Below are 21,393 nucleotides of genomic sequence, written 5' to 3'. Positions count from 1 at the left end.
GTGGGAACCGGTTTTGCGTCCACTTTTGTTGCGAGGGCAGGCGGCACTGGAAGGAATAGAATATGACTACCGAAGTAAAAGTTCCCGACATTGGCGATTTTGACAATGTCCCTGTCGTCACCGTTTTGGTGAGCGTCGGCGATACCATTGCCGAAGAAGACCCGATTGTAGAATTGGAATCAGACAAGGCGACGATGGAGGTGCCAAGCTCGGCCGCCGGTGTGGTGAAAGAGATCAAGGTCAGCGAAGGCGACAAGGTTAGCGAAGGGTCAGTGATTCTTGTGCTAGAGGGGGATGGCGCAGCAGAGGCACCTGCCGAAGCGCCAAAAGCCGAAGCGCCTGCGGCGTCCTCGGCCCCGGCGGCCCCAACTGCCCCCGCGACACAGGCGGCACCGGCTCCGGCCAAAACGGATGCTGGTTTTGGCAAGGTCCATGCCTCGCCGTCTGTGCGGGCTTATGCGCGACGCGTCGAAGTGGATTTGACCACCGTGAACGGGTCGGGTCGTAAAGGCCGTATCTTGCGCGAAGATGTCGAAAAGGCTTTGAAATCTCAGGTCGCACCGGCTGCGTCTGGCACATCTGCGCAGGGCGGTATGGGTATTCCGCCGATCCCAGCTGTGGATTTTTCAAAGTTCGGCCCCGTGGAAGAGGTTGAAATGTCCCGGATCAAAAAGCTGTCTGGTCCGGCGCTGCACCGCTCGTGGCTCAACATCCCGCATGTCACGCATAATGACGAGGCGGACATCACTGACCTTGATACATACCGCAAGGAGATGGACACGATGGCCAAGGAAGAGGGCTATCGCGTCACGCTCTTGTCCTTTGTGATCAAGGCGTCGGTGTCTGCGCTCAAGCAGCATTGGGAGTTCAATTCGTCCATCCACCCGGATGGCGATAAGCTGATCAAGAAGGATTATTACAACATCGGCTTTGCGGCGGACACGCCCAATGGGCTGATGGTGCCTGTGATCAAGGATGCGGATCGCAAGGGTCTGGTCGACATCTCGAAAGAGTTGATGACCCTGTCGAAAGCGGCGCGCGAAGGCGAGTTGAAATCCAAGGACATGCAGGGCGCAACCTTTACGATCTCGTCCTTGGGCGGCATTGGCGGGACCAGCTTTACCCCCATCGTAAACGCGCCAGAGGTGGCTATCCTTGGGCTGACACGGTCGAAGATGCAGCCTGTGTGGAACGGCGAGGACTTCGTGCCGCGCCTGATGCAGCCTCTGAGCCTGTCCTATGATCACCGTGCCGTCGATGGTGCCTTGGCCGCGCGGTTTACCGTGACGCTCAAGGGGCTGCTTGGCGATATGCGCAAGTTGATGTGGTAAGGGGGCGATCTGATGGACATTAAAGTACCCGATATTGGGGATTTCAAAGACGTTCCCGTGGTCTCGGTTCTGGTCAGCGTGGGCGACACGGTGGCCGAAGAAGACCCGTTGATCGAGATCGAGTCCGACAAGGCGACGATGGAAGTGCCATCGCCTGCGGCGGGCGTGATCAAAGAGATCAAGGTCGGTGAAGGCGATAAGGTTTCCGAGGGATCGGTTATCATGGTGATGGAGGGTGCGGATGCCGGGGATGCCCCGGCCGAGGCCCCGAAAGAGGCGGCTCCGGTCGCACCAAGCGCGGTTGCGGCGACCGGCAATGCGTCTGGCACCGGTGACATTCATGCCGAAGTTGTTGTTCTGGGCTCTGGCCCCGGCGGCTACACGGCGGCGTTCCGTGCGGCGGATTTGGGCAAGAAGACCGTTTTGATCGAGAAGTATCCTGATCTGGGTGGCGTCTGCCTGAATGTCGGCTGCATCCCGTCCAAGGCGCTTTTGCATGTGGCAAAGGTGATCACGGAGGCCGAAGAGATGGGCAGTCACGGCATCAGTTTTGGCAAGCCCAAGATTGATCTGGATGACTTGCGTGCCTTCAAGGACAAGGTGGTCGGCCAGTTGACCGGCGGTCTGGGTGGTCTTGCGAAAGGCCGCAAGGTGACAACGGTTCAGGGCTATGGCCGCTTTACCGGGCCGAACATGATCGAGGTGCAGACCGACGATGGCATCAAAACTGTCAGCTTTGATCAATGCATCATTGCCGCTGGGTCCGAGCCTGTGCAACTGCCGTTTATCCCGCATGATGATGAGCGGGTGATCGATTCAACCGGCGCGCTGGAGTTGCGCGACATTCCCAAGAAGATGCTGATCCTTGGCGGTGGTATCATCGGGCTTGAGATGGCGTGCGTTTATGACGCTTTGGGATCAAAGATCTCCGTGGTCGAATTCATGGATCAGCTGATGCCGGGGGCGGACAAGGACATTGTCAAACCGCTGCACAAGCGCATCGAAGGTCGGTACGAGAACATCTGGCTCAAGACCAAGGTCACGAATGTTGAGGCGCAGAAAAAGGGTCTCAAGGTCACGTTCGAAGATGCCAAGGGCGAGACGTTTGACGAGACCTTCGACAAGGTTTTGGTGGCTGTGGGTCGCAAGCCGAATGGCAAGCTGATCGACGCCGAAAAGGCGGGTGTTGCCGTAGATGAACGCGGGTTTATTGCCGTGGACAACCAGCAGCGCACCGGCGTGCCGCATATCTTTGCTATCGGTGACGTGGTGGGCCAGCCCATGCTGGCGCACAAGGCCGTGCATGAAGGCAAGGTCGCGGCAGAAGTGGCTGCCGGTCACAAGCGGTTTTTTGATGCGCAACTGATCCCGTCTGTCGCCTATACCGACCCCGAAGTGGCGTGGTGCGGGGTGACCGAAACGCAGGCCAAGGCTGATGGTATCAAATACGAGAAGGGTGTGTTCCCATGGGCCGCCTCTGGCCGGTCTTTGGCGAATGGGCGAAACGAGGGGATTACAAAATTGCTGTTTGATCCCGAAGATGACCGGGTGATCGGGGCCTGTATCGTTGGCACCAATGCCGGAGATCTGATTTCGGAAGTGGCACTTGCCATCGAGATGGGTGCGGATGCGGTGGACCTTGGCCACACGATTCACCCGCACCCGACCCTGTCGGAAACGGTGAACTTTGCGGCCGAGATGTTTGAAGGCACAATCACCGATCTGATGCCGCCCAAGAAGAAAAAGGCGTCTTGAGAACATCATGTCCCTTTGGGACGCATGACATATGGGTGATGGGGGCTCTGCCCCCGTCGCCAGAGGCGACTCCCCCGAGGTATTTGGAGCCCAAAGAAGCGGGGGGACTGGATTATTTCAGAAAAACGCGCAGGATGGCAAAGACCACCGCTGTGACAGCCATGGCGGCAAAGATGAAGGTCAATGGCAGGAACAGGCTTTCCTGAACGACGCCCTCTTCGTTTAGGCGACCGCCATATAATACAGCTTCAAGCGTGCCGCAGAGAATTGCGAGCACGGTGAAGCCAAGGGCCATTTTCAGGATTGGTTTGGGTGTCATAACCTGAAGAGTTCGTGCCGGCGCGCGGCGCGGGAGCTGTTATATCCCAAGGAAGGGTTGGGCGATTCGCGGAACAAGCCCTTTGAATTTCAAAGGAGCGTCTGTCACCGCAAGGCAGATGCAGTCTTCGGAGATGTCGGCCACCGGGGTGTGATGCAGATGTTCGTCCGCTATCTCGATATCGCCGCGGCCGAAGTAGCCGTCTTCGTCCTGAAATGCGCCTTTCAGAACAAGGGTCAGCTCCAGGCCTTTGTGACTGTGATCAGGGATTGCCGTACCCGCCGGGATGTAGAGCAAACGCGCGCTGGCGTCAGAAGACGTTTTCAGGACAGCCTGTTTGACCCCCATCCCGACGGGGCGCCATTTCACGTTTTCCAATCCCCCGGCGACGTAATCGCAGAGCGGGGCCGGTAAGATGCCGTCGCTTTTGCTGGACGAGGCCTTGTCTGTTACCTTGCTGTCTTGAGCATGTATCATATTCAGAACGGAGTTCAGGCTGTCCGACGACAGCGGCGCGCTATCGCAGGTGTCAAGAACGGCGCCGCCGACCGCGTCGTAGCTGTCAAGCGCTGCGCGACAGGCGTCACATAAAGAGATATGCGTGGCGACGATGAGATTTACCGCCTCTGGCAGGTTGCCTGCGGAGTAGGCCATCAAAAGGTCATCGGTCAAATGGTGTTTTACAGTCATAGCTATCATCACTTCAGTGAGTGGCGCAGTCGCTCAAGCGCCAGTCGGATGCGGGATTTGATTGTGCCCAACGGTAGTCCGGTTTGCTCAGCGATTTCGCTGTGCGTTAAATCGCCGAAATAGGCCTTCTCAATCAGCTCCCTTTGTTTCTCGGGCAGATCGCGCAGCGCACGACCCAGTTGTTCGCTCTCTTGTTGGAGCCCGAGGACATCTGCTTGGTCGGGCTCTGCTTCGGGGCCCCATGTCAGGTCTTCGGGTTCCGGACGCCGTTGCTTGCGCAGCACGTCGATCTTCTTGTTTCGGGCGATGGTGAAAATCCATGTCGATGGACTTGCCCGTGACGCATCATACAAATGCGCCTTATTCCAAACGGTCACGAGCACCTCTTGGGCGCACTCTTCTGCGAGTGCGGCATCCATGCCCGTTTTCATCAGAAATGCTTTCACGCGGGGCGCAAAGTGTTCAAACACCTTTATGAACGCCTTTTCATCGCGGTTGTCGCGGATGCGCAGCAGGTCATCTACCCACGGCGTGCCGCTTGTCTGCATTCCGTCAATCAAAATCTTGCTTCCGTCCGCCGTTGCCTTCTTGAAATCACTCATTTGCACGTCAATGACAACGGGCGTCGGGTCGCAGTCTGAGAGTGGCGTTGCGGTCGAAATCATATGGGTGTTACGCCGATGCGTCTGGCTTGGATCAAAGAATGTTTCTTTTTTCTTTTCTCATCCAATCGGCAAGTAATCGCGTAAACCAAACTAGACACACTACAGAGCGAGACGACTATGCCATTTGAAGCCCGCGCCAGCGCATCCAAGAAAATTGCCGTTATTGGCGCAGGGATATCGGGGATGGGGGCGGCGCATATGTTGTCCGAAGATCACCATGTCACCTTGTTTGAAGCCGAGCCGCGTTTGGGCGGACATGCGCGCACGATCATGGCGGGGAAAGCCGGGGATCAGCCGGTGGATACCGGATTTATCGTCTTCAACTATGCCAACTACCCGCATCTTGCGAATTTGTTCAAATCCCTGGATGTGCCGGTTACGAAAAGCAATATGAGCTTTGCGGCCAGTTTTGATGGCGGAAAGTTCGAATATGCCCTGGCGACCCTGGGGTCTTTGTTTGCGCAGAAGCGCAACATCGTGAACCCCAGGTTTCTGCGGATGCTGCGCGATATTGCGAAATTCAACAAACACGCCCTGGATGCGACGCGCGACAGGACGCTGAGCCTTGGCGCGTTTCTGGATGAATTGGGCACAGGTGACTGGTTCCGGGACTATTACCTGCTGCCCTTTACCGGGGCGATCTGGTCGACGCCGACCGACAAGATCATGGATTTCCCGGCCCATGCGCTTGTCACGTTTATGGAGAACCACGCGCTTTTGTCCGTGACCGGTCAGCATCAGTGGTACACAGTTCAGGGTGGGTCCATCGAATATGTGCGCCGCCTGGAGGCCTCTTTGAAGGATCGCGGCGCAACGCTGCGTCTGGGGGCCCCGATTGATGGCGTGCGCCGCGATGTGATGGGTGCTGAGGTCAAGGCACAGGGCGGCGAATGGGAGCGCTTTGACGAGGTGGTCTTTGCGACCCATTCAGATGACAGCCTGCGCCTTTTGTCTGATGCGACACCGATGGAAAAACGCGCGCTGGGGGCGATCAAATATCAGCCAAACCGCGTTGTTTTGCATGCTGATCCAACACTGATGCCAAAGCGGCGGGTGTGTTGGTCCTCGTGGAATTATACCGAAAGTGCGCGGAAAGAGCTGAACACGATTGATCTGACCTATTGGATGAACAGCCTTCAGCCGATTCCGGAAAGCGATCCGCATTTTGTCACGCTGAACACGACGCGGCCGATCCGGGACGAGCTGATTTATGATGAATGCACCTTGCGTCACCCGGTTTATGACCTTGCTGCACTGGATGCGCAGCAGATGATGCGCGACATGAATGGCACGCATCGGACGTGGTTCTGCGGGGCCTGGATGAAAAACGGATTTCACGAAGACGGCCTGTCCAGTGCTGTGGATGTTGTGGATGCGATCCGCGCGCGCAGTGTTGCAGGCGTGGCAGCAGAATAATGAGTGCCGTGGATCATATCATCGGCCACACCTATCACGGGCGTAAGGGCGACACCGACAACGCATTTCGGTATTCGATTGATTACGTCATGCTGGACGCGGAGGCGGAGCCCGAAACGCCGTGGCTCTTTTCGCGCAACAAGCGCAATGTGACCAGCTTGCATGATACCGATCATGGTGGTGCGCCAAAACAGGGGGCTGGCGCAAAATGGGCGCGCGATGTGCTGGAGGCGCATCAGGTGCGGGCCAAAGGGCGGCTGTTGCTGCTCGCCCAGCCACGGGTTCTGGGGCATGTTTTCAACCCGGTGTCTTTTTGGTTGGCGCATGATGAAGCTGACCAACTGGTGGCTGTGATCGCCGAAGTGTCCAATACGTTCGGGGATCGCCATTCCTATTTGTGCCGCAAATCCGACGGGTCGCCGATTGGCGCGCAGGACCGGTTGCAGGCAACCAAGATCTTTTACGTGTCTCCGTTCCAGCCGGTGGAGGGCGGGTACGAGTTTCGTTTCGACATCCGGGACGACAAGATCGGCATCTGGATCGATTACACACAAAGCGATGGCGGGTTGATTGCCACCCTGACAGGACCGCGCAAGCCGATCAGCACCCTGTCGATCCTGCGGTCGATGTTGCGGCGTCCGCTGGGATCGCGCCGCGTGCTTGCCTTGATTCATTGGCAGGCCCTTAAATTGTGGTGGAAGGGGTCGCGGTATCGGACGCGGACGGAACCGCCTTCGGAAGAAGTGAGCCAGTAATGGACGCGCACGGGCAAAAGCTTGGCGGATACGCCATCTTTGCGGCTGTGCTTGCGGCGGCTGGATTGCCGATCTACATCCACGCACCGAAATTTTATGTGGATGAATACGGGGTCAGCCTTGCCGCGTTGGGAACGGTGTTGTTCGGCTTGCGCCTGTTGGATGTGGTGCAGGACCCGTTGCTTGGGAAACTGGCCGTGGCGGTTCGGCGCTATCAGGGTTTGGCGGTTGCCGTTACCCTTGCAGTTATGGGTCTTGCCATGATCGGGCTTTTTGCGGTGTCGCCGCCGACCAATCCGATCCTGTGGTTTGCGGTCATGCTGACGCTGGTGTTTTCGGCGTTCAGCTTTCTGACGATAAACTTTTACGCTCGCGGTGTGCAAAAGGCCGAACGCCTTGGGGGCGACATGGGCTATCTCCGATTGGCGCGCTGGCGCGAGACCGGTGCGCTTTTGGGCGTCTGTGTGGCGTCTGTGATGCCGTCGATTTTCCTTGCGCTGGCCTGGCCTGAATTCGTCTCTTACGCGCTGGTGTTTGCCTTGGCCTGTCTTGTGGCAGGTGTGGCGATGCATGCGGAGTGGCGGGGCAGCACCATTGAGGCGTCGGTCGGGTTTGGTGCGATCCTGAAGGACCGGATTTCGCGGCGTTTGCTGTTGATTGCGCTGGTGAACGCGGCTCCTGTCGCCGTGAGTTCGACATTGTTTCTGTTCTTTGTGGAAAGTCGCCTGAATGCGCCCGGATGGGAGGGGCCACTTTTGCTGCTTTTCTTTGTTGCGGCGGCGGCGGCGGCACCGCTTTGGGGGGCATTGGCGGAGCGGATCGGGGCCAAGACCACATTGCTGGCCGCAATGGTTCTGGCCTTTGCCGCATTCAGCTTTGCGATGCTGCTGGGCGCGGGTGACACGGTGTTTTTTGCCATCATTTGCATTGCATCGGGCGCTGCTGTGGGGGCCGATCTGACGCTTTTGCCGGCCATCTTTGCCAAACGCATGGAGACGGTGGCCCCCAACGCGGCAGAGGGATTTGCGCTTTGGGGATTTGTCTCGAAGTTCACATTGGCCTTTGCGGCCATCGCTTTGCTTCCGATTCTGGACTCCAGCGGTTTTGTGTCGGGATCGGACAATTCTGAAACCGCATTGCGAACACTGACACTACTCTACGCAGGGGTGCCCTGCGCGTTGAAACTGGTGGCGATCGGCCTTTTGGTCGCCACTCCTATAGGGAAGGAATGACGTCATGGAGACTGTCTTTCTGGTACTTCTTGGAGCGAGCCTGATGGTGATCTTGGGGTATCTCAAGAACCGGTACTTCGGCTTTAACAGTCAATCTCCGAGCGACTATGCCGATGCGCCGGGCGAACAGTTTGATCTGCGCACGCATTTAAACGGGCCCATCGTCTGTGAAGGTGTGATTTACGGACCAACAGGGCGGATCACATCGCGTTTTGTGGGGGATTTCATGGCGGAATGGAATGGCAATAAGGGTGTCATGAAAGAGCGCTTTACTTATGACACCGGGGACGAGGTTCTTCGGGAATGGACACTGACATTGGGCAATGACGGCCGTATCCGGGCCACTGCCTCTGACGTTGTGGGGGAAGGCCAGGGCATTCAAAGCGGCCCGACTGTGCAACTGAAATACAAGTTTCAGCTACCGGATGATCAGGGTGGACATGTTTTGGATACAACGGACTGGATGTATCTCGCGCCGAATGGAACTATCGTAAACCGCAGCCAGTTCCGTAAATACGGAATCAAGGTGGCGGAATTGGTGGCCACAATGCGCAGAAAGGAAGCAGCGTGAGTGATTGGGCGGGTAAGAAATATTGGTTGGTTGGGGCAAGCGAGGGGCTTGGCCAGGCGTTGGCGCACAAAATGAGTGCCGCAGGCGTGCATCTGATCCTGTCCGCCCGAAGCGAAGACAAACTACAACAGCTTGCTGACGATCTGCCCGGCCGCGCAGAGGTTGTGCCGGTGGATGTGTCCGACGCGGAGTCGGTCAAAGCCGCGGCAGAGGCCATTGGAGACATTGACGGTGTCGTGCAGATCGCCGGCGTCTATTGGCCGTTTGGCGCAAAAGACTGGGACGCAGATCAGGCGACGGCCATGGCGGACGTAAATTTCACTGGTGCAATGCGTTTGATGGGGGCGGTTGTGCCCAAATTTGTCGAACGCGATGCCGGGCATATTGTTCTGACCGGATCGCTGTCTGGGTTTCGCGGGCTGCCGGGGGCTGCGGCCTATACGGCCTCGAAAGCTGGCGTCATGACCTTGGCTGAATCGCTTTATGCCGACCTTTGGCGCAGCAATGTAAGGGTGCAGCTGGTCAATCCCGGTTTTGTGAAAACCCGGTTGACCGACAAGAACAATTTCAACATGCCGTTCATCATGCAGCCGGAAGACGCCGCGCGCGAGTTTTTCGAGCATATGAACACGGATGCCTTCAAGCGCAGCTTTCCAACCGTCTTTTCCTGGGTGTTTCGCGGCAGCCAGTTCTTACCGGACTGGCTCTACTATCGCCTTTTTGCGTAAGATCAAAGCCGGGCGGCTTGGTTCGCTTCATCTTGGAATAAATCGATTGGGAGAGTCGTGATGGAAAAGATCAGTGCCACCAAAGTTGCCGCCGTTATCGTGATGTCACGCGAGCTTGATCGCGCAGAGGGTGAGATGCGCGCGTTTATTGATCGCATGGACGAGGAAGAACAGGCCGCTTTGGTTGCGATCATGTGGATCGGGCGCGGCGCGTTCGAGGTTGAGGAATGGGATGACGCCTATTCCACTGCTATGAGCGAGGCGACCACACCAACGGCGGATTACCTGATCGGCACGCCGCATTTGCCGGATCATCTGGAATCCGGTTTGGATGCGTTGGGCATTTCTGCGGTGGACGAAGAAAACCAGTTGATGTGACCACATGGCGGTTTTCGGGACGGATTATCGCAACGCGCGCCCCTTGAGAATGGCATCCGGACCGAACCTGTTCCGGATCATATCCGTCGCTCGTTCCGCTTGAATGCGCTGCGCGGCCTGCGGGTCTAGCAAGTCACCCGAGACATCCGCTCCGTCTGCGGTGCTCAGATCGCTGAGCCCGGCACCGAGCAGGCGGTAAGGGCCTTTGTCGCCCACCTGATCAAACAGCGCCCGTGCTGTGCGGTAAATGCGGTCGGCGATTTGGGTGGGGTCCGTCAATGACGTGCGTTTCGTCACCAGCGAAAAATTCGACCGCTTGAGTTTGAGGGTTACAACACGCCCGGCCAGTTCCTTGGCCTTGGCCCGATCCGCCACTTTTTCGCACATGCGCCACAAGTGACCGTCCAGCAGATCGGGATCATTTGTGTCCTCGTGAAACGTGGTTTCGTTGGAGATTGATTTCATCGGCGCATGGGCCGACACGCGCCGCTTGTCCTGTCCGCGCGCTAGATGCCAAAGGCGGTCACCCATGCTGCCGAAGCGCGCGATCAGATCTTGTTTTTCCCAGCGGTGCAGATCATCAAACGTGCGAATCCCCGCCTTTTCCAAGGCGTCCTGGGTTGCCAGACCGACGCCCCAGATCATGCGCACGGATTTGGGGCGCAGAAAGGCCTCGGTTTCGGCCTGACCGATCACCGAAAAACCGCGGGGTTTGTCGAGGTCGGATGCGATCTTGGCCAGGAATTTGTTATGGCTGAGGCCGATGGACCCGGTCAGCCCCAGCTCGTCGCGCATCCGTTTGACCAATCGGGCGAGCATCACCGCAGGCGGATGTCCGTGCAGCCGCGCCGTACCGGTAAGATCCAGAAACGCTTCGTCCAGAGATAGCGGTTCGATCGAGGGCGTGAGTTCTTCCATCAGGGCGCGAATGGCGTTTGACGCCTCGGCATAAGCGGCCATACGCGGTTTGATGATCACGGCGTCCGGGCACAATTTGAGAGCCTGAAACATCGGCATTGCAGATCGCACACCCTTGATACGCGCAACATAGCAGGCGGTTGACACCACGCCGCGCCGACCACCGCCGATGATCACCGGTTTATCTGCAAGAGACGGATCATCGCGTTTTTCAACAGACGCATAGAACGCATCGCAATCCATATGTGCGATGCTGAGATCATAGAGTTCCTGATGCGCAACAATGCGAGGAGACCGGCACGCCGGGCATCTGAGTGTTGTGTCAAATTCCGTCAGGCAATCGCGACATATGGCGGGCATTTGCTTGCCTCTTTGTAAACACTTTCCAATTATAGACGATCACACCACACTCTACAGGTGGCATTTGGCGCGGGCAGATTAAGGACGAACGCAGGTGGATATCGGAACAGTTTTGGCGCAGGTCGCAGGCGGCGACATCGTTACCCTTCTCTTGGCCGGCTTTATCATTCTATGCCTGTTTCTGGCCATACGTATCGTCCCGCAAAGTCAGAAATTTGTGGTCGAACGTTTTGGCCGGCTGAGGGTTGTTCTGGGGCCGGGTATCAATTTTATCGTGCCGTTTCTGGACCGTGTGGCGCATAAAATCTCGATTCTTGAACGTCAGTTGCCGAATGCGACGCAGGACGCGATCACCAAGGACAACGTGCTGGTCCAGATCGACACAAGCGTGTTCTACCGTATTCTTGAACCCGAAAAGACCGTTTATCGTATTCGGGATGTGGATGCTGCAATCGCCACAACTGTTGCCGGGATCGTGCGCGCGAATATCGGCAAGATGGATCTTGACGAGGTGCAGTCGAATCGGGCGCAGTTGATCGGTCAGATCAAGGAAAGTGTCGAGGACGCCGTTGATGATTGGGGAATCGAGGTCACGCGGGCCGAGATTTTGGATGTGAACCTGGATCAAGCCACGCGCGATGCGATGCTGCAGCAGCTGAATGCAGAACGGGCGCGCCGCGCGCAGGTGACCGAGGCCGAGGGTCAAAAGCGGGCCGTTGAACTGCAGGCCGATGCGGAACTCTATGCCGCACAAAAAGATGCCGAAGCGCGGCGCGTTCTGGCGGATGCCGAAGCCTATGCAACCAGTGTTGTTGCGGGCGCGATCAAGGATAACGGATTGGAAGCAGCGCAGTATCAGGTCGCGTTGAAACAGGTCGAGGCCCTAGCAAAGATTGGTCAGGGGCAGGGGTCTCAGACAATTGTTGTGCCAGCCGACGCAGCCGATGCGTTTGGCAAGGCGTTTGGGATGTTGAAAGGGCGTGGCTGATGGAGCTGTGGACCGCTTGGTGGATCTGGGCTGTGGCGGCAATCGGGCTGGCCGTGCTTGAGATCTTTGTTCCGGCATATCTGTTTCTGGGATTTGCAGGGGGTGCCGCGATTGTCGCGGTTCTGTTTGGGTTTGGCGGTCCGATGTCGATGTGGATGGCCGCCTCATTGCCGGTGACGCTACTTGTGTTTGCGGTTCTGTCGCTTCTTGCGTGGGTGGGTTTGCGCAAGGTGCTGGGCGTTCAGCGCGGCCAAGTGAAGACCTTTGATAAGGATATCAACGACTAGGCGCATCCAGCGAGGTGGATGGACGCGACCTGTCTTGGGTTTTGTGGATCGGTGATCCTTGGCTTAGGCCGCTTTCATTTCGGCGACGATGGCGTCTGCAGCGGCGCGCGGGTTGTCGGCCTGCCAGACCGGGCGGCCCACAACGACATGATCGACGCCATTGGCTACCGCGTTTGCCGGGGTTGCGACGCGTTTCTGATCCCCGAGCTCTGCACCGGCCGGGCGCACCCCGGGTGTGACGATCAGGCGACCGTCAGCTTCTGGCAGGCTGCGGATCATCGCGGCTTCATTGGGTGATGCGATCACGCCATCCGCACCAGCCACAAACGCCCGCCCTGCGCGATCCGTGACCAGATCAGCGATGCTGCCCGCTTTGATCAGACTGTCGTCCAGATCCTGCCGGTCCAGGGATGTCAGAATTGTCACGGCGAGGATCTTCATATCTGACCCGGACGCCCCTTCTTTTGCGGCTTTTACGACATGCGGGTCGCCATGTACCGTCAGAAAGTCCAACTCAAACTGCGCCAGTCCGCGCACGGCGGCTTCGACTGTGGCACCGATATCAAACAGCTTCATATCCAGGAAAATGCGTTTTCCGTGATCCTGCTTGAGCTCGTTTGCCAGGGCAAGGCCGCCGCCGGTCAACATGCCCAGGCCGATCTTGTAAAACGACACCGAGTCGCCCAGTTTTCTGGCAAGTTCCAGCCCTGCCACAGCGTTGGGAACATCGAGGGCAACGATCAGACGGTCATCAGACATTCGGTTTCCTTTGGATTTTGGCTGTCTTATGGGTTTGCAGCGGACGCATCAAGCGTGTTGACCCTTGCGAAACGCAAGAGTGATCCCCACATCCCCGATGAGGCCCAAACCCCGGGGACGCTGCAAACGCGGGTTCCTTTTTCTGATGGGCGCTTACAAGAAGGAGAATACCCATGAACTTAGAAAAGTTCACGGAGCGGTCGCGTGGTTTTATTCAAGCTGCTCAAACAATTGCGATGCGGGAAAGCCATCAGAGGTTGGCCCCGGAACATATACTCAAAGCCCTGATGGACGATGAACAAGGGCTTGCGTCCAACCTGATTTCGGCGGCTGGTGGTACGCCGAAACGCGTTGTGGACGCTTTGGATGTCAAAATCGCTAAAATTCCGAAGGTTTCGGGCGATGCCGGGCAGGTCTATCTGGATTCTGCAACGGGCAAGGTGCTGGACGAAGCCGAGAAATTGGCAACCAAAGCGGGTGACAGCTTTGTGCCGGTCGAGCGCATTTTGATGGCGCTTTCGATGGTCAAAAGCCCGGCCAAAGAGGCATTGGAAGCCGGTGCCGTCAACGCCCAAGCGCTGAATGCTGCGATCAATGATATTCGCAAAGGGCGGACCGCCGACAGTGCAAACGCAGAGGATCAGTATGAGGCGCTGAAGAAATTTACGCTTGATCTGACCGAGCGCGCGCGGGAAGGCAAAATTGACCCGATCATTGGGCGCGACGACGAAATTCGCCGCGCTATGCAGGTGCTGAGTCGCCGGACGAAGAACAACCCGGTTCTGATTGGTGAGCCCGGTGTTGGTAAGACGGCGATTGCCGAAGGTCTTGCGCTGCGGATCGTGAACGGTGACGTACCGGAATCGTTGCGCAACAAACGGCTTTTGTCGTTGGACATGGGCGCGTTGATTGCGGGTGCAAAGTATCGTGGTGAATTTGAAGAACGGCTGAAAGGGATTTTGTCAGAAGTGACGACCGCAGCCGGTGAGATCATTCTGTTCATCGACGAGATGCACACGCTTGTGGGTGCAGGCAAGGCGGACGGCGCGATGGATGCGTCCAACCTTCTTAAACCTGCGCTGGCGCGTGGTGAGCTGCATTGTGTGGGGGCAACCACACTGGATGAGTACCGCAAGCACGTTGAAAAAGACGCCGCTTTGGCACGACGGTTCCAGCCCGTGGTGGTCCAGGAACCGACGGTTGAGGACACGATTTCGATCCTGCGCGGGATCAAGGAGAAGTATGAACTGCACCACGGTGTGCGGATTTCGGACAGTGCCTTGGTTGCGGCGGCGACGCTGTCTCATCGCTATATCACCGACCGGTTCTTGCCGGATAAGGCGATTGACCTGATGGATGAAGCCGCATCGCGCCTGCGGATGGAAGTGGACTCCAAGCCCGAAGAGCTTGACGCTTTGGACCGGGAGATCCTGCAAAAGCAGATCGAGGCAGAGGCGTTGCGTCTGGAGGATGATCAAGCGTCGAAAGACCGCCTTGAGAAGTTGGAAAAGGATCTTGCCGATCTGCAGGAACAATCTTCCGAGATGACTGCGAAATGGCAGGCAGAGCGGGACAAGCTTGCGTCGGCGCGGGATGTCAAAGAGCAGCTTGACAAGGCGCGGGCCGAGTTGGAGATCGCGAAACGTGAAGGCAATTTGGCCAAAGCCGGAGAGCTGTCTTACGGCGTGATCCCGCAGCTGGAAAAACAATTGTCAGAGGCGGAAAGCACGGATGACGATGTTATGGTCGAAGAGGCCGTACGCCCCGAGCAGATTGCCGGCGTGGTCGAGCGGTGGACCGGTATTCCGACATCGAAGATGCTGGAAGGCGAGCGCGAGAAACTGCTGCGCATGGAAGATGGACTGCACAAGCGGGTCATTGGACAAGAGCAAGCGGTGCGCGCTGTTGCCAATGCCGTGCGCCGGGCGCGGGCGGGTCTGAATGACGAGAACCGTCCTTTGGGATCGTTCCTGTTTCTTGGGCCAACCGGGGTTGGCAAAACCGAGCTGACGAAAGCGGTTGCAGAGTTTTTGTTCGACGATGACAACGCGATGGTGCGGGTTGATATGTCCGAGTTCATGGAAAAGCACGCGGTTGCGCGGCTTATCGGTGCGCCTCCGGGATATGTTGGCTATGATGAAGGCGGTGTTCTGACCGAAGCGGTTCGGCGACGTCCATATCAGGTGGTGCTGTTTGACGAGGTCGAAAAGGCGCACCCGGATGTGTTCAACGTGCTGCTTCAGGTGCTGGATGACGGTGTTTTGACGGATGGCCAAGGCCGCACGGTTGATTTCAAGCAGACGCTTATCATTCTGACGTCGAACCTTGGATCGCAGGCGTTGTCACAGTTGCCCGATGGGGCAGACCCTGTGCAGGCGAAGCGGGATGTCATGGATGCGGTTCGGGCGCATTTCCGTCCGGAGTTCCTGAACCGTCTTGATGAGACCGTGATCTTTGATCGTCTGAAACGCGAAGACATGGCGGGCATTGTCGATATCCAGATGGCGCGGCTGCTCAAGCGGCTTGCGGCGCGTAAAATTGATCTGGAACTGGACGAGAGCGCGCGCAAATGGCTTGCAGAGGAAGGCTACGATCCCGTTTTTGGCGCACGGCCCCTGAAGCGGGTGATCCAACGGGCGTTGCAAGATCCACTGGCGGAAATGCTGCTGGCGGGTGATGTGGCGGACGGAGATTTGGTGCCTGTCACCGCAGGAGCCGAAGGTCTGATCATCGGGGATCGTGTGGCGGCATCCAATCGGCCGCGCCCGGATGATGCGGTCGTACACTAACCCCAAAATGGGGTGAGCCGAAAAGGCAAAGGCGAGGTTCGCTTCGCCTTTGTACAAAAACAGTCCGGTTTGGGACAAAAGAAGGGGCCGCATCGTGCGACCCCTTTGTTATGTGTCCTGCGCGGTTTAACCTTCGGGCAGGATCACTGTGTCGATGACGTGGATCACGCCGTTTGATGTTTCGATATCAGGGGTGACGACCGTCGCCTCTTCGACCTTCACACCGTCATCGAGATCAATCATGACGTTTGAGCCTTGAACGGTTGTGGCTTCCATGTCGTCGGTCAGGTCTGTCGACATGACTTTGCCCGGGACGACATGATAGGTCAGGATCGACACCAGCTGATCCTTGTTTTCGGGCAGAAGCAAGTTTTCTACAGTGCCTTCCGGCAATGCGGCGAATGCTTCGTCGGTTGGGGCAAAGACCGTGAACGGGCCTTCGCTTTTCAGAGTGTCGACCAGATCAGCGGCTTGAACGGCTGCCACGAGGGTTGTGAAAGAACCAGCTTCGACTGCTGTGTCGACGATGTCTTTTGTCGACTCGGCAAATGCAGTGGTTGCGAACAAGGCGCTGGCTGCAGTCAAGGCGAGTGTTGTCTTGCGGAACATTGGGTCGTTCTCCTGTAACAAGTTGCAATGCCGTGTTGGCATGTACCCCTTTAACGCAGACAAGACGTGTTTAGATCACCGGGGTTTTCCGCCGGTCCTGCTTGACGAAAAACGGATGCCCGCTAAGCCGAGCCTGTTTCCGCATTCAACTGAAATTGTTGTTATTTCATGTTATTGAGACGTCAGTCATCCAGCCCGATTGCGGCCCTGGAAAGCTCGTCGAGAAGCGATTCGACCTTTTTCATGGCCCCGTCCGGAAAGGTGCGAAACCCGATGGTTGTAACGTCCGGGGATTCGGGGCGAACCATGACAAAGATGTCATATGGGCAATATGCGATGTTCATCGGGTCATCTTCCATGACTTCCCGCGAAACCTTGGCAGAGCAAAAGCTGTAAATATCCGCGTTGAGGTACAGCGTGACGTCAGACCCGACATCGCCTTTGGTCCGTTCGAGCATGTTACCCGTGTAGCTGATGCTGTCGATCACAAGGCCCGCATCCACTATTGCGCTTTCCAGCCCGAAGGTCACATCTTCGAATGATTGGTCGGTGTCATACGTGATCATGTCTGCCGATACCGCGGTGGAGGCCGCGAAAGTCAGGGCAAGTGTCGAGAGCAGGCATTTCATGGCGTGTCCTTTTATGGCAATTCTGGCGGTGCCGAGATGTGTTTGTTCAGAGTAGCCCGAATGCACACATAAATGCAATGATTTGAATGTGAGGTCCCCATGGGCGTTACCATGTATGCGTTGAACTTTATGGCCGTTTTGTTTGCCGCAGTGATCGGGTTGGCCGTGTTGGTGGCGGCGGTCTTTTTCGTGATCGACCGCGCCCAGACCGAAGACGCGATCCGGCGCAACTATCCGGTTCTTGGGCGGTTTCGGAACCTGTTTTCCTCTTTGGGAGAATTCTTCCGACAGTACTTTTTCGCGATGGATCGCGAAGAGCTGCCGTTCAACCGGGCGCAACGGGAATGGGTCAAGCGCGCGTCGCACCAGCATGGGAATACGGTGGCCTTTGGATCAACACGCAACCTAAACATCGTGGGGACATCATTGTTTGTGAACGCGCCGTTTCCCCCGATTGATAATCAGTTTGCAAGCTCGGAACCAAAAGTCATTGGCGCGGGTGCGCGGGTGCCGTTCACGGCGACCTCTTTTTTCAACCTGTCCGGGATGAGCTATGGGGCCATTTCGAAACCTGCCGTGCTGGCGCTTAGCAAAGGAGCCAAGCGTGCGGGCATCTGGATGAACACCGGCGAAGGGGCGTTGTCGCCGTACCATTTGGAAGGCGGTTGCGACATCGTTTTTCAAATCGGGACGGCGAAATATGGCGTTCGGGATGAGGCCGGATCGCTGGACGAAGACAAGCTTCGCGATATCGCTGCACATGAGACGGTGCGCATGTTTGAAATTAAGCTGAGCCAGGGGGCAAAGCCGGGCAAGGGGGGTATTTTGCCGGGAGCCAAGATCACACCCGAAATCGCACGGATTCGGGGGATCGCGCCGGGCAAGGACAGCATTTCTCCGAACCGTCACGAAGAGGTGGATGATTGGGACGATCTGCTGGACATGATTGATCGGGTACGAGAGGTGACCGGCAAGCCCACAGGCATCAAACTTGTGGTCGGGTCCGAAGACGGGATCGCGGGGCTTTTTGAGGCCATCACCCAACGTGGTCCGGAGTCTGCGCCTGATTTCATTACTATTGATGGCGGCGAAGGCGGCACCGGTGCCGCACCGATGCCGCTGATTGATCTGGTCGGAATGAGCATTCGTGAAGCCTTGCCGCTGGTCGCGAACATGCGCAACGCTCATGGTCTGCGCGACCGCATCCCGTTGGTGGCCAGTGGCAAGCTGGTCAATCCCGGCGATGTCGCATGGGCCCTGGCCACTGGAGCGGATTTCGTCACCTCGGCACGGGGGTTCATGTTTGCGCTGGGCTGTATTCAGGCGCTGAAATGCAACAGAAACACCTGCCCAACCGGGATTACCACCCATAATCCCCGGTTTCAGGCGGGATTGGTGGTTGAAGACAAAGAACTGCGCGTGGCCGCCTATGCCTCTGAAATCATCAAAGAGGTCGAGACAATTGCCCATTCCGTCGGCGTGGCCGAACCGCGGTTGATGCGACGCAAACATGTGCGTGTTGTGCAGCCGGATGGACGGACAATGCTGATGTCCGACCTATGGCCGCAGCATGTTGCAGAGGGTGCGCACGCCGCTAGAAACTGAAAATGTCACCGATGTTTTCAATGATGGCGACAAGGATCATTGCGCCGACAATGAGCAGGGCCAACCACCAGACAAAATGCATGGCGATGGCAGCGGCCCCCATACTGGTGCCGTATTGCATGTAGCGTCGGTTTTCTTTGTTGATCGCCGATATGATTGACAGAAACACGGCGATCACGCCCAATGCCGGTGCGACGAAACCAAGAATGGCTGTAGAATACGTTGCGCGCGACACGGGCTCTGGTTGTGGCTCTGCCATGCCGAGGAAAGCGCGCCAGGCCGAGCGCTTTATGTCGCCAGCGATGGTCCCGATCTGGTCGCCCACCGATGGCGCGGGATTAAGCATCGGCGCGGCCATTTGGTACATCACAAAGAAAAGCGCCAATCCACCCGTCATCACAGCCCAAAAGCCCCATGAGCGAAGCGGCGATGGCTGGGGGTCGGGTGAAAGTTGAATATGGTTTTCCATAGTAATCCAAATGACACAGCAATTCGGCCCCAGTTTGTCGAAACTCGTCAGAAAGAAAGGCGTGAAACCGTATATGAAATGCCCGTGCCTCTTTGATGTGGCGCAACGCAAAGGTTTCAAACGCTGCACATCACCGTGAAAATCCGTGGTTTGGACCGGAGTGCCCCTACCTTTATATGCAAAGCTGACCAAGGACAGAGGACTGTATGGCATATCGTTGGAAAAACACGCTGAACGCCGAAGACGTCACCCCGTATTCGGCCTATCTGAACCGTCGCCAGGTGATGTCCGGATTGGCGGCGGGGGCAATCGCTGGGGCTCTGCCGGCGGGCGTTCGGGCGCAGGACGGGCTTGACCCGAACACCTGGGAAGAAATCACCTCCTACAATAATTATTACGAGTTCGGCACAGGCAAAGACGATCCGGCCCGCTATGCGCATCGTTTGACCATTGATCCCTGGACCGTGCAGATTGACGGGCTGGTCGACAAGCCCGGTGATTACAGCTTTGCGGATATCATGTCCCAGATGACGGTCGAGGAACGGATCTACCGCTTTCGCTGCGTCGAGGCGTGGTCGATGGTGATTCCGTGGAATGGATTCGAGCTTGCCGATCTGCTGGATTGGGTCGGGGTTCAACCCTTGGCCAAGTATGTGGCCTTTCAGACGGCACTGCGCCCCGATGAAATGCCGGGCCTCTCGCGCCCTGTTCTGGACTGGCCGTATGTAGAGGGGTTGCGTCTGGACGAAGCGATGCATCCGCTGACGATGATGGCCACCGGCATCTATGGTCGCGACATCCCGAAACAGAACGGCGCGCCGATGCGTCTGGTTGTGCCATGGAAGTACGGGTTCAAATCCATCAAGTCAGTCGTCCGCATCACCCTGACTGATCAGGAGCCTCCGGCAAGCTGGAATGTCGCCAACCCGCGTGAATACGGCTTTTATAGTAATGTGAACCCAAACGTGGATCATCCACGGTGGTCTCAAGCCACGGAACGCAGGATTGGCGGCGGCCTGTTTGCAAAGCGTCAGCCGACCCTGATGTTCAACGGATATGAAGACGAGGTTGCACATCTCTACGAGGGCATGGACCTGAGCGAGTTTATCTAGGCAATGGTTGATGCATTGAACTCTGCCCTGCGCCGTATACCGGCGTGGGTGCTGTATACCCTATCGCCGATACCCGTGGTGTGGATTTACTATATGGGTGTGACGGGGCAATTGGGCGTTGATCCCGCCAAGGTGATAGAACACGAGCTGGGGCTGTGGAGCCTCTGGCTGATCATTGCGGGTTTGGCGGTGACACCGCTGCGCCGGTTTGTCGGACTTAACCTGCTAAAGTTCCGGCGGGCGATTGGTGTTATCACCTTCTTCTATCTGCTCGCACATTTGCTGACATGGCTTGTGCTTGACGTGCAGTTTCAGAACGTCTGGGCGGATATCGTCAAAAGATGGTACATCACCGTCGGCATGGCGGCCTTTGTTCTGATGATTCCGCTCGCACTGACCTCAAACAACTGGAGTCTGCGCAAGCTGGGCGCTGCGACATGGCGCAAGCTTCACAAGCTGGTCTATCCGATTGCCGTACTCGGCGTGTTGCACTTCCTGCTGTTGGTGAAAGGCTTTCAATGGGAGCCAATTTTCTACGCCATTCTGGTGTTTGGATTACTTGCGCTGCGCGTCCGGCGGCGACCGGTTCGTTTGCGGACCGCAGAAACGAATGGGTAAGCCGATAACAGCGGTTTGTGCCGCCATCCCTAGGGGGCACAAAGCCGGATTCCCCAAGATATAGTGAGTCTATTGAAAAGCTGCTGGGAGCGCGCTTGCGGCGACAGAAAATTGCGCCAAACACCTGTTTTCATGCGGAAAATAAAAAAATGGAAAAAAGTGAAAAAACGCAAATTTTCCTCTTGCGCCCCCTGGTGGGTATCCGTAGAACACCCCTCACCGGCGGCGCTGAGGCGCACAACGGGACGCAGGGCGGGACGGACGGACGAGGGTTCGGATGGAACGTGAGGCGGATAACTTAGGGGTTTGTCAGGCGGGCGCGCCGGAAGATTAGGGCGCACTGGTCTGGTATTTGTCTCTGGGTTGCTCTTTGACATTGATAATATCTGAAGAGATATGCGGGCGGTTTG

Annotated in this window: 22 protein-coding genes; 14 read left to right on the top strand and 8 right to left on the bottom strand. The window is 57.1% G+C overall.

What is annotated here, in order from left to right; genetic code table 11:
* Positions 1-62 precede the first annotated feature (62 nt).
* Together aceF and lpdA are read left to right on the top strand one after the other, a co-directional pair.
* Entirely contained in the window at positions 63-1,331 is a 1,269-nt protein-coding gene (aceF, locus tag ACG74X_RS18795; RefSeq protein WP_411236787.1) for a dihydrolipoyllysine-residue acetyltransferase, read from the top strand.
* A 12-nt stretch (positions 1,332-1,343) separates the two neighbouring features.
* Positions 1,344-3,086 (top strand): dihydrolipoyl dehydrogenase, encoded by a 1,743-nt coding sequence (lpdA, locus tag ACG74X_RS18790; RefSeq protein WP_411236786.1) that lies wholly within the window; start codon positions 1,344-1,346, stop codon positions 3,084-3,086.
* A 112-nt stretch (positions 3,087-3,198) separates the two neighbouring features.
* Here lpdA and ACG74X_RS18785 read toward each other — a convergent pair whose 3' ends face one another.
* From ACG74X_RS18785 to ACG74X_RS18775, 3 genes are read right to left on the bottom strand one after another with little or no spacing between them, the layout of a single operon-like run.
* Positions 3,199-3,405: a hypothetical protein gene (locus ACG74X_RS18785; protein ID WP_411236784.1), complete on the bottom strand. Its 207-nt coding sequence runs from the start codon at positions 3,403-3,405 to the stop codon at positions 3,199-3,201.
* 39 nt (positions 3,406-3,444) lie between these two features.
* On the bottom strand, positions 3,445-4,095 hold the full coding sequence (locus tag ACG74X_RS18780) for a ChrR family anti-sigma-E factor (protein WP_411236782.1): 651 nt from the start codon (positions 4,093-4,095) through the stop codon (positions 3,445-3,447).
* A gap of 8 nt (positions 4,096-4,103) precedes the next feature.
* Positions 4,104-4,643, bottom strand: a complete 540-nt coding sequence (locus ACG74X_RS18775; RefSeq protein ID WP_411236907.1) for a sigma-70 family RNA polymerase sigma factor — start codon at positions 4,641-4,643, stop codon at positions 4,104-4,106.
* A gap of 234 nt (positions 4,644-4,877) precedes the next feature.
* Here ACG74X_RS18775 and ACG74X_RS18770 point away from each other — a divergent pair, with 234 nt between their 5' ends.
* Genes ACG74X_RS18770 through ACG74X_RS18745 form a run of 6 tightly spaced genes read left to right on the top strand, consistent with a single transcriptional unit; the run spans position 4,878 to position 9,840 of the window.
* The gene (locus ACG74X_RS18770) at positions 4,878-6,176 is read left to right on the top strand and encodes an NAD(P)/FAD-dependent oxidoreductase (protein WP_411236781.1); all 1,299 of its coding nucleotides are present in this window, start codon (positions 4,878-4,880) and stop codon (positions 6,174-6,176) included.
* A complete protein-coding gene (locus ACG74X_RS18765; protein WP_411236905.1) occupies positions 6,173-6,931 on the top strand; it encodes a DUF1365 domain-containing protein in 759 nt (252 codons plus the stop codon). Before ACG74X_RS18770 ends, ACG74X_RS18765 begins: the two co-directional genes overlap by 4 nt.
* The gene (locus tag ACG74X_RS18760) at positions 6,931-8,163 is read left to right on the top strand and encodes an MFS transporter (RefSeq protein ID WP_411236778.1); all 1,233 of its coding nucleotides are present in this window, start codon (positions 6,931-6,933) and stop codon (positions 8,161-8,163) included. The genes ACG74X_RS18765 and ACG74X_RS18760 overlap by 1 nt, the downstream gene beginning before the upstream one ends.
* 4 nt (positions 8,164-8,167) lie before the next feature.
* Positions 8,168-8,734 carry a DUF3833 family protein gene (locus tag ACG74X_RS18755; protein ID WP_411236777.1) on the top strand — a complete coding sequence of 189 codons (567 nt, stop codon included), beginning with the start codon at positions 8,168-8,170 and terminating at the stop codon, positions 8,732-8,734.
* A complete protein-coding gene (locus tag ACG74X_RS18750; protein WP_411236775.1) occupies positions 8,731-9,462 on the top strand; it encodes an SDR family NAD(P)-dependent oxidoreductase in 732 nt (243 codons plus the stop codon). Before ACG74X_RS18755 ends, ACG74X_RS18750 begins: the two co-directional genes overlap by 4 nt.
* Before the next feature lie 60 nt (positions 9,463-9,522).
* The gene (locus tag ACG74X_RS18745) at positions 9,523-9,840 is read left to right on the top strand and encodes a DUF3775 domain-containing protein (protein ID WP_411236773.1); all 318 of its coding nucleotides are present in this window, start codon (positions 9,523-9,525) and stop codon (positions 9,838-9,840) included.
* A 24-nt stretch (positions 9,841-9,864) separates the two neighbouring features.
* Here the strand turns inward: ACG74X_RS18745 and ACG74X_RS18740 are convergent, their stop codons facing one another.
* Entirely contained in the window at positions 9,865-11,118 is a 1,254-nt protein-coding gene (locus ACG74X_RS18740; protein WP_411236771.1) for a DNA polymerase IV, read from the bottom strand.
* Positions 11,119-11,218: 100 nt separating this feature from the next.
* Between ACG74X_RS18740 and ACG74X_RS18735 the strand changes: the two genes are divergently transcribed.
* Both ACG74X_RS18735 and ACG74X_RS18730 read left to right on the top strand, forming a co-directional pair.
* Positions 11,219-12,106, top strand: a complete 888-nt coding sequence (locus tag ACG74X_RS18735; RefSeq protein ID WP_411236903.1) for an SPFH domain-containing protein — start codon at positions 11,219-11,221, stop codon at positions 12,104-12,106.
* Entirely contained in the window at positions 12,106-12,393 is a 288-nt protein-coding gene (locus ACG74X_RS18730; protein ID WP_411236769.1) for an NfeD family protein, read from the top strand. Before ACG74X_RS18735 ends, ACG74X_RS18730 begins: the two co-directional genes overlap by 1 nt.
* A gap of 63 nt (positions 12,394-12,456) precedes the next feature.
* Here ACG74X_RS18730 and pyrF read toward each other — a convergent pair whose 3' ends face one another.
* Positions 12,457-13,152: an orotidine-5'-phosphate decarboxylase gene (gene pyrF, locus ACG74X_RS18725; RefSeq protein ID WP_411236767.1), complete on the bottom strand. Its 696-nt coding sequence runs from the start codon at positions 13,150-13,152 to the stop codon at positions 12,457-12,459.
* Between the two features lie 173 nt (positions 13,153-13,325).
* On the opposite strand from pyrF, the gene clpB reads away from it, so the two are divergent.
* The gene (gene clpB, locus ACG74X_RS18720) at positions 13,326-15,941 is read left to right on the top strand and encodes an ATP-dependent chaperone ClpB (RefSeq protein ID WP_411236765.1); all 2,616 of its coding nucleotides are present in this window, start codon (positions 13,326-13,328) and stop codon (positions 15,939-15,941) included.
* 126 nt (positions 15,942-16,067) lie between these two features.
* Here clpB and ACG74X_RS18715 read toward each other — a convergent pair whose 3' ends face one another.
* Both ACG74X_RS18715 and ACG74X_RS18710 read right to left on the bottom strand, forming a co-directional pair.
* Positions 16,068-16,550, bottom strand: coding sequence for a fasciclin domain-containing protein (locus ACG74X_RS18715; RefSeq protein ID WP_411236764.1), 483 nt, complete (start codon positions 16,548-16,550; stop codon positions 16,068-16,070).
* A gap of 182 nt (positions 16,551-16,732) precedes the next feature.
* On the bottom strand, positions 16,733-17,179 hold the full coding sequence (locus ACG74X_RS18710; protein WP_411236763.1) for a DUF302 domain-containing protein: 447 nt from the start codon (positions 17,177-17,179) through the stop codon (positions 16,733-16,735).
* 99 nt (positions 17,180-17,278) lie between these two features.
* Between ACG74X_RS18710 and ACG74X_RS18705 the strand changes: the two genes are divergently transcribed.
* Entirely contained in the window at positions 17,279-18,784 is a 1,506-nt protein-coding gene (locus ACG74X_RS18705) for an FMN-binding glutamate synthase family protein (protein WP_411236761.1), read from the top strand.
* Here the strand turns inward: ACG74X_RS18705 and ACG74X_RS18700 are convergent.
* Positions 18,774-19,253 (bottom strand): hypothetical protein, encoded by a 480-nt coding sequence (locus ACG74X_RS18700; RefSeq protein WP_411236759.1) that lies wholly within the window; start codon positions 19,251-19,253, stop codon positions 18,774-18,776. The genes ACG74X_RS18705 and ACG74X_RS18700 overlap by 11 nt on opposite strands.
* Before the next feature lie 206 nt (positions 19,254-19,459).
* Between ACG74X_RS18700 and msrP the strand changes: the two genes are divergently transcribed.
* Positions 19,460-20,365 carry a protein-methionine-sulfoxide reductase catalytic subunit MsrP gene (msrP, locus tag ACG74X_RS18695; RefSeq protein ID WP_411236757.1) on the top strand — a complete coding sequence of 302 codons (906 nt, stop codon included), beginning with the start codon at positions 19,460-19,462 and terminating at the stop codon, positions 20,363-20,365.
* Between the two features lie 3 nt (positions 20,366-20,368).
* Entirely contained in the window at positions 20,369-20,983 is a 615-nt protein-coding gene (gene msrQ / locus ACG74X_RS18690) for a protein-methionine-sulfoxide reductase heme-binding subunit MsrQ (RefSeq protein WP_411236755.1), read from the top strand.
* Positions 20,984-21,393: the final 410 nt, after the last annotated feature.

The sequence above is a fragment of the Marivita sp. S0852 genome (assembly GCF_046591575.1).
Lineage (GTDB): Bacteria > Pseudomonadota > Alphaproteobacteria > Rhodobacterales > Rhodobacteraceae > Marivita.
The sequence above is the reverse complement of the archived record's forward strand: the minus strand, read 5'-3'. Positions and strand labels throughout refer to the sequence as shown.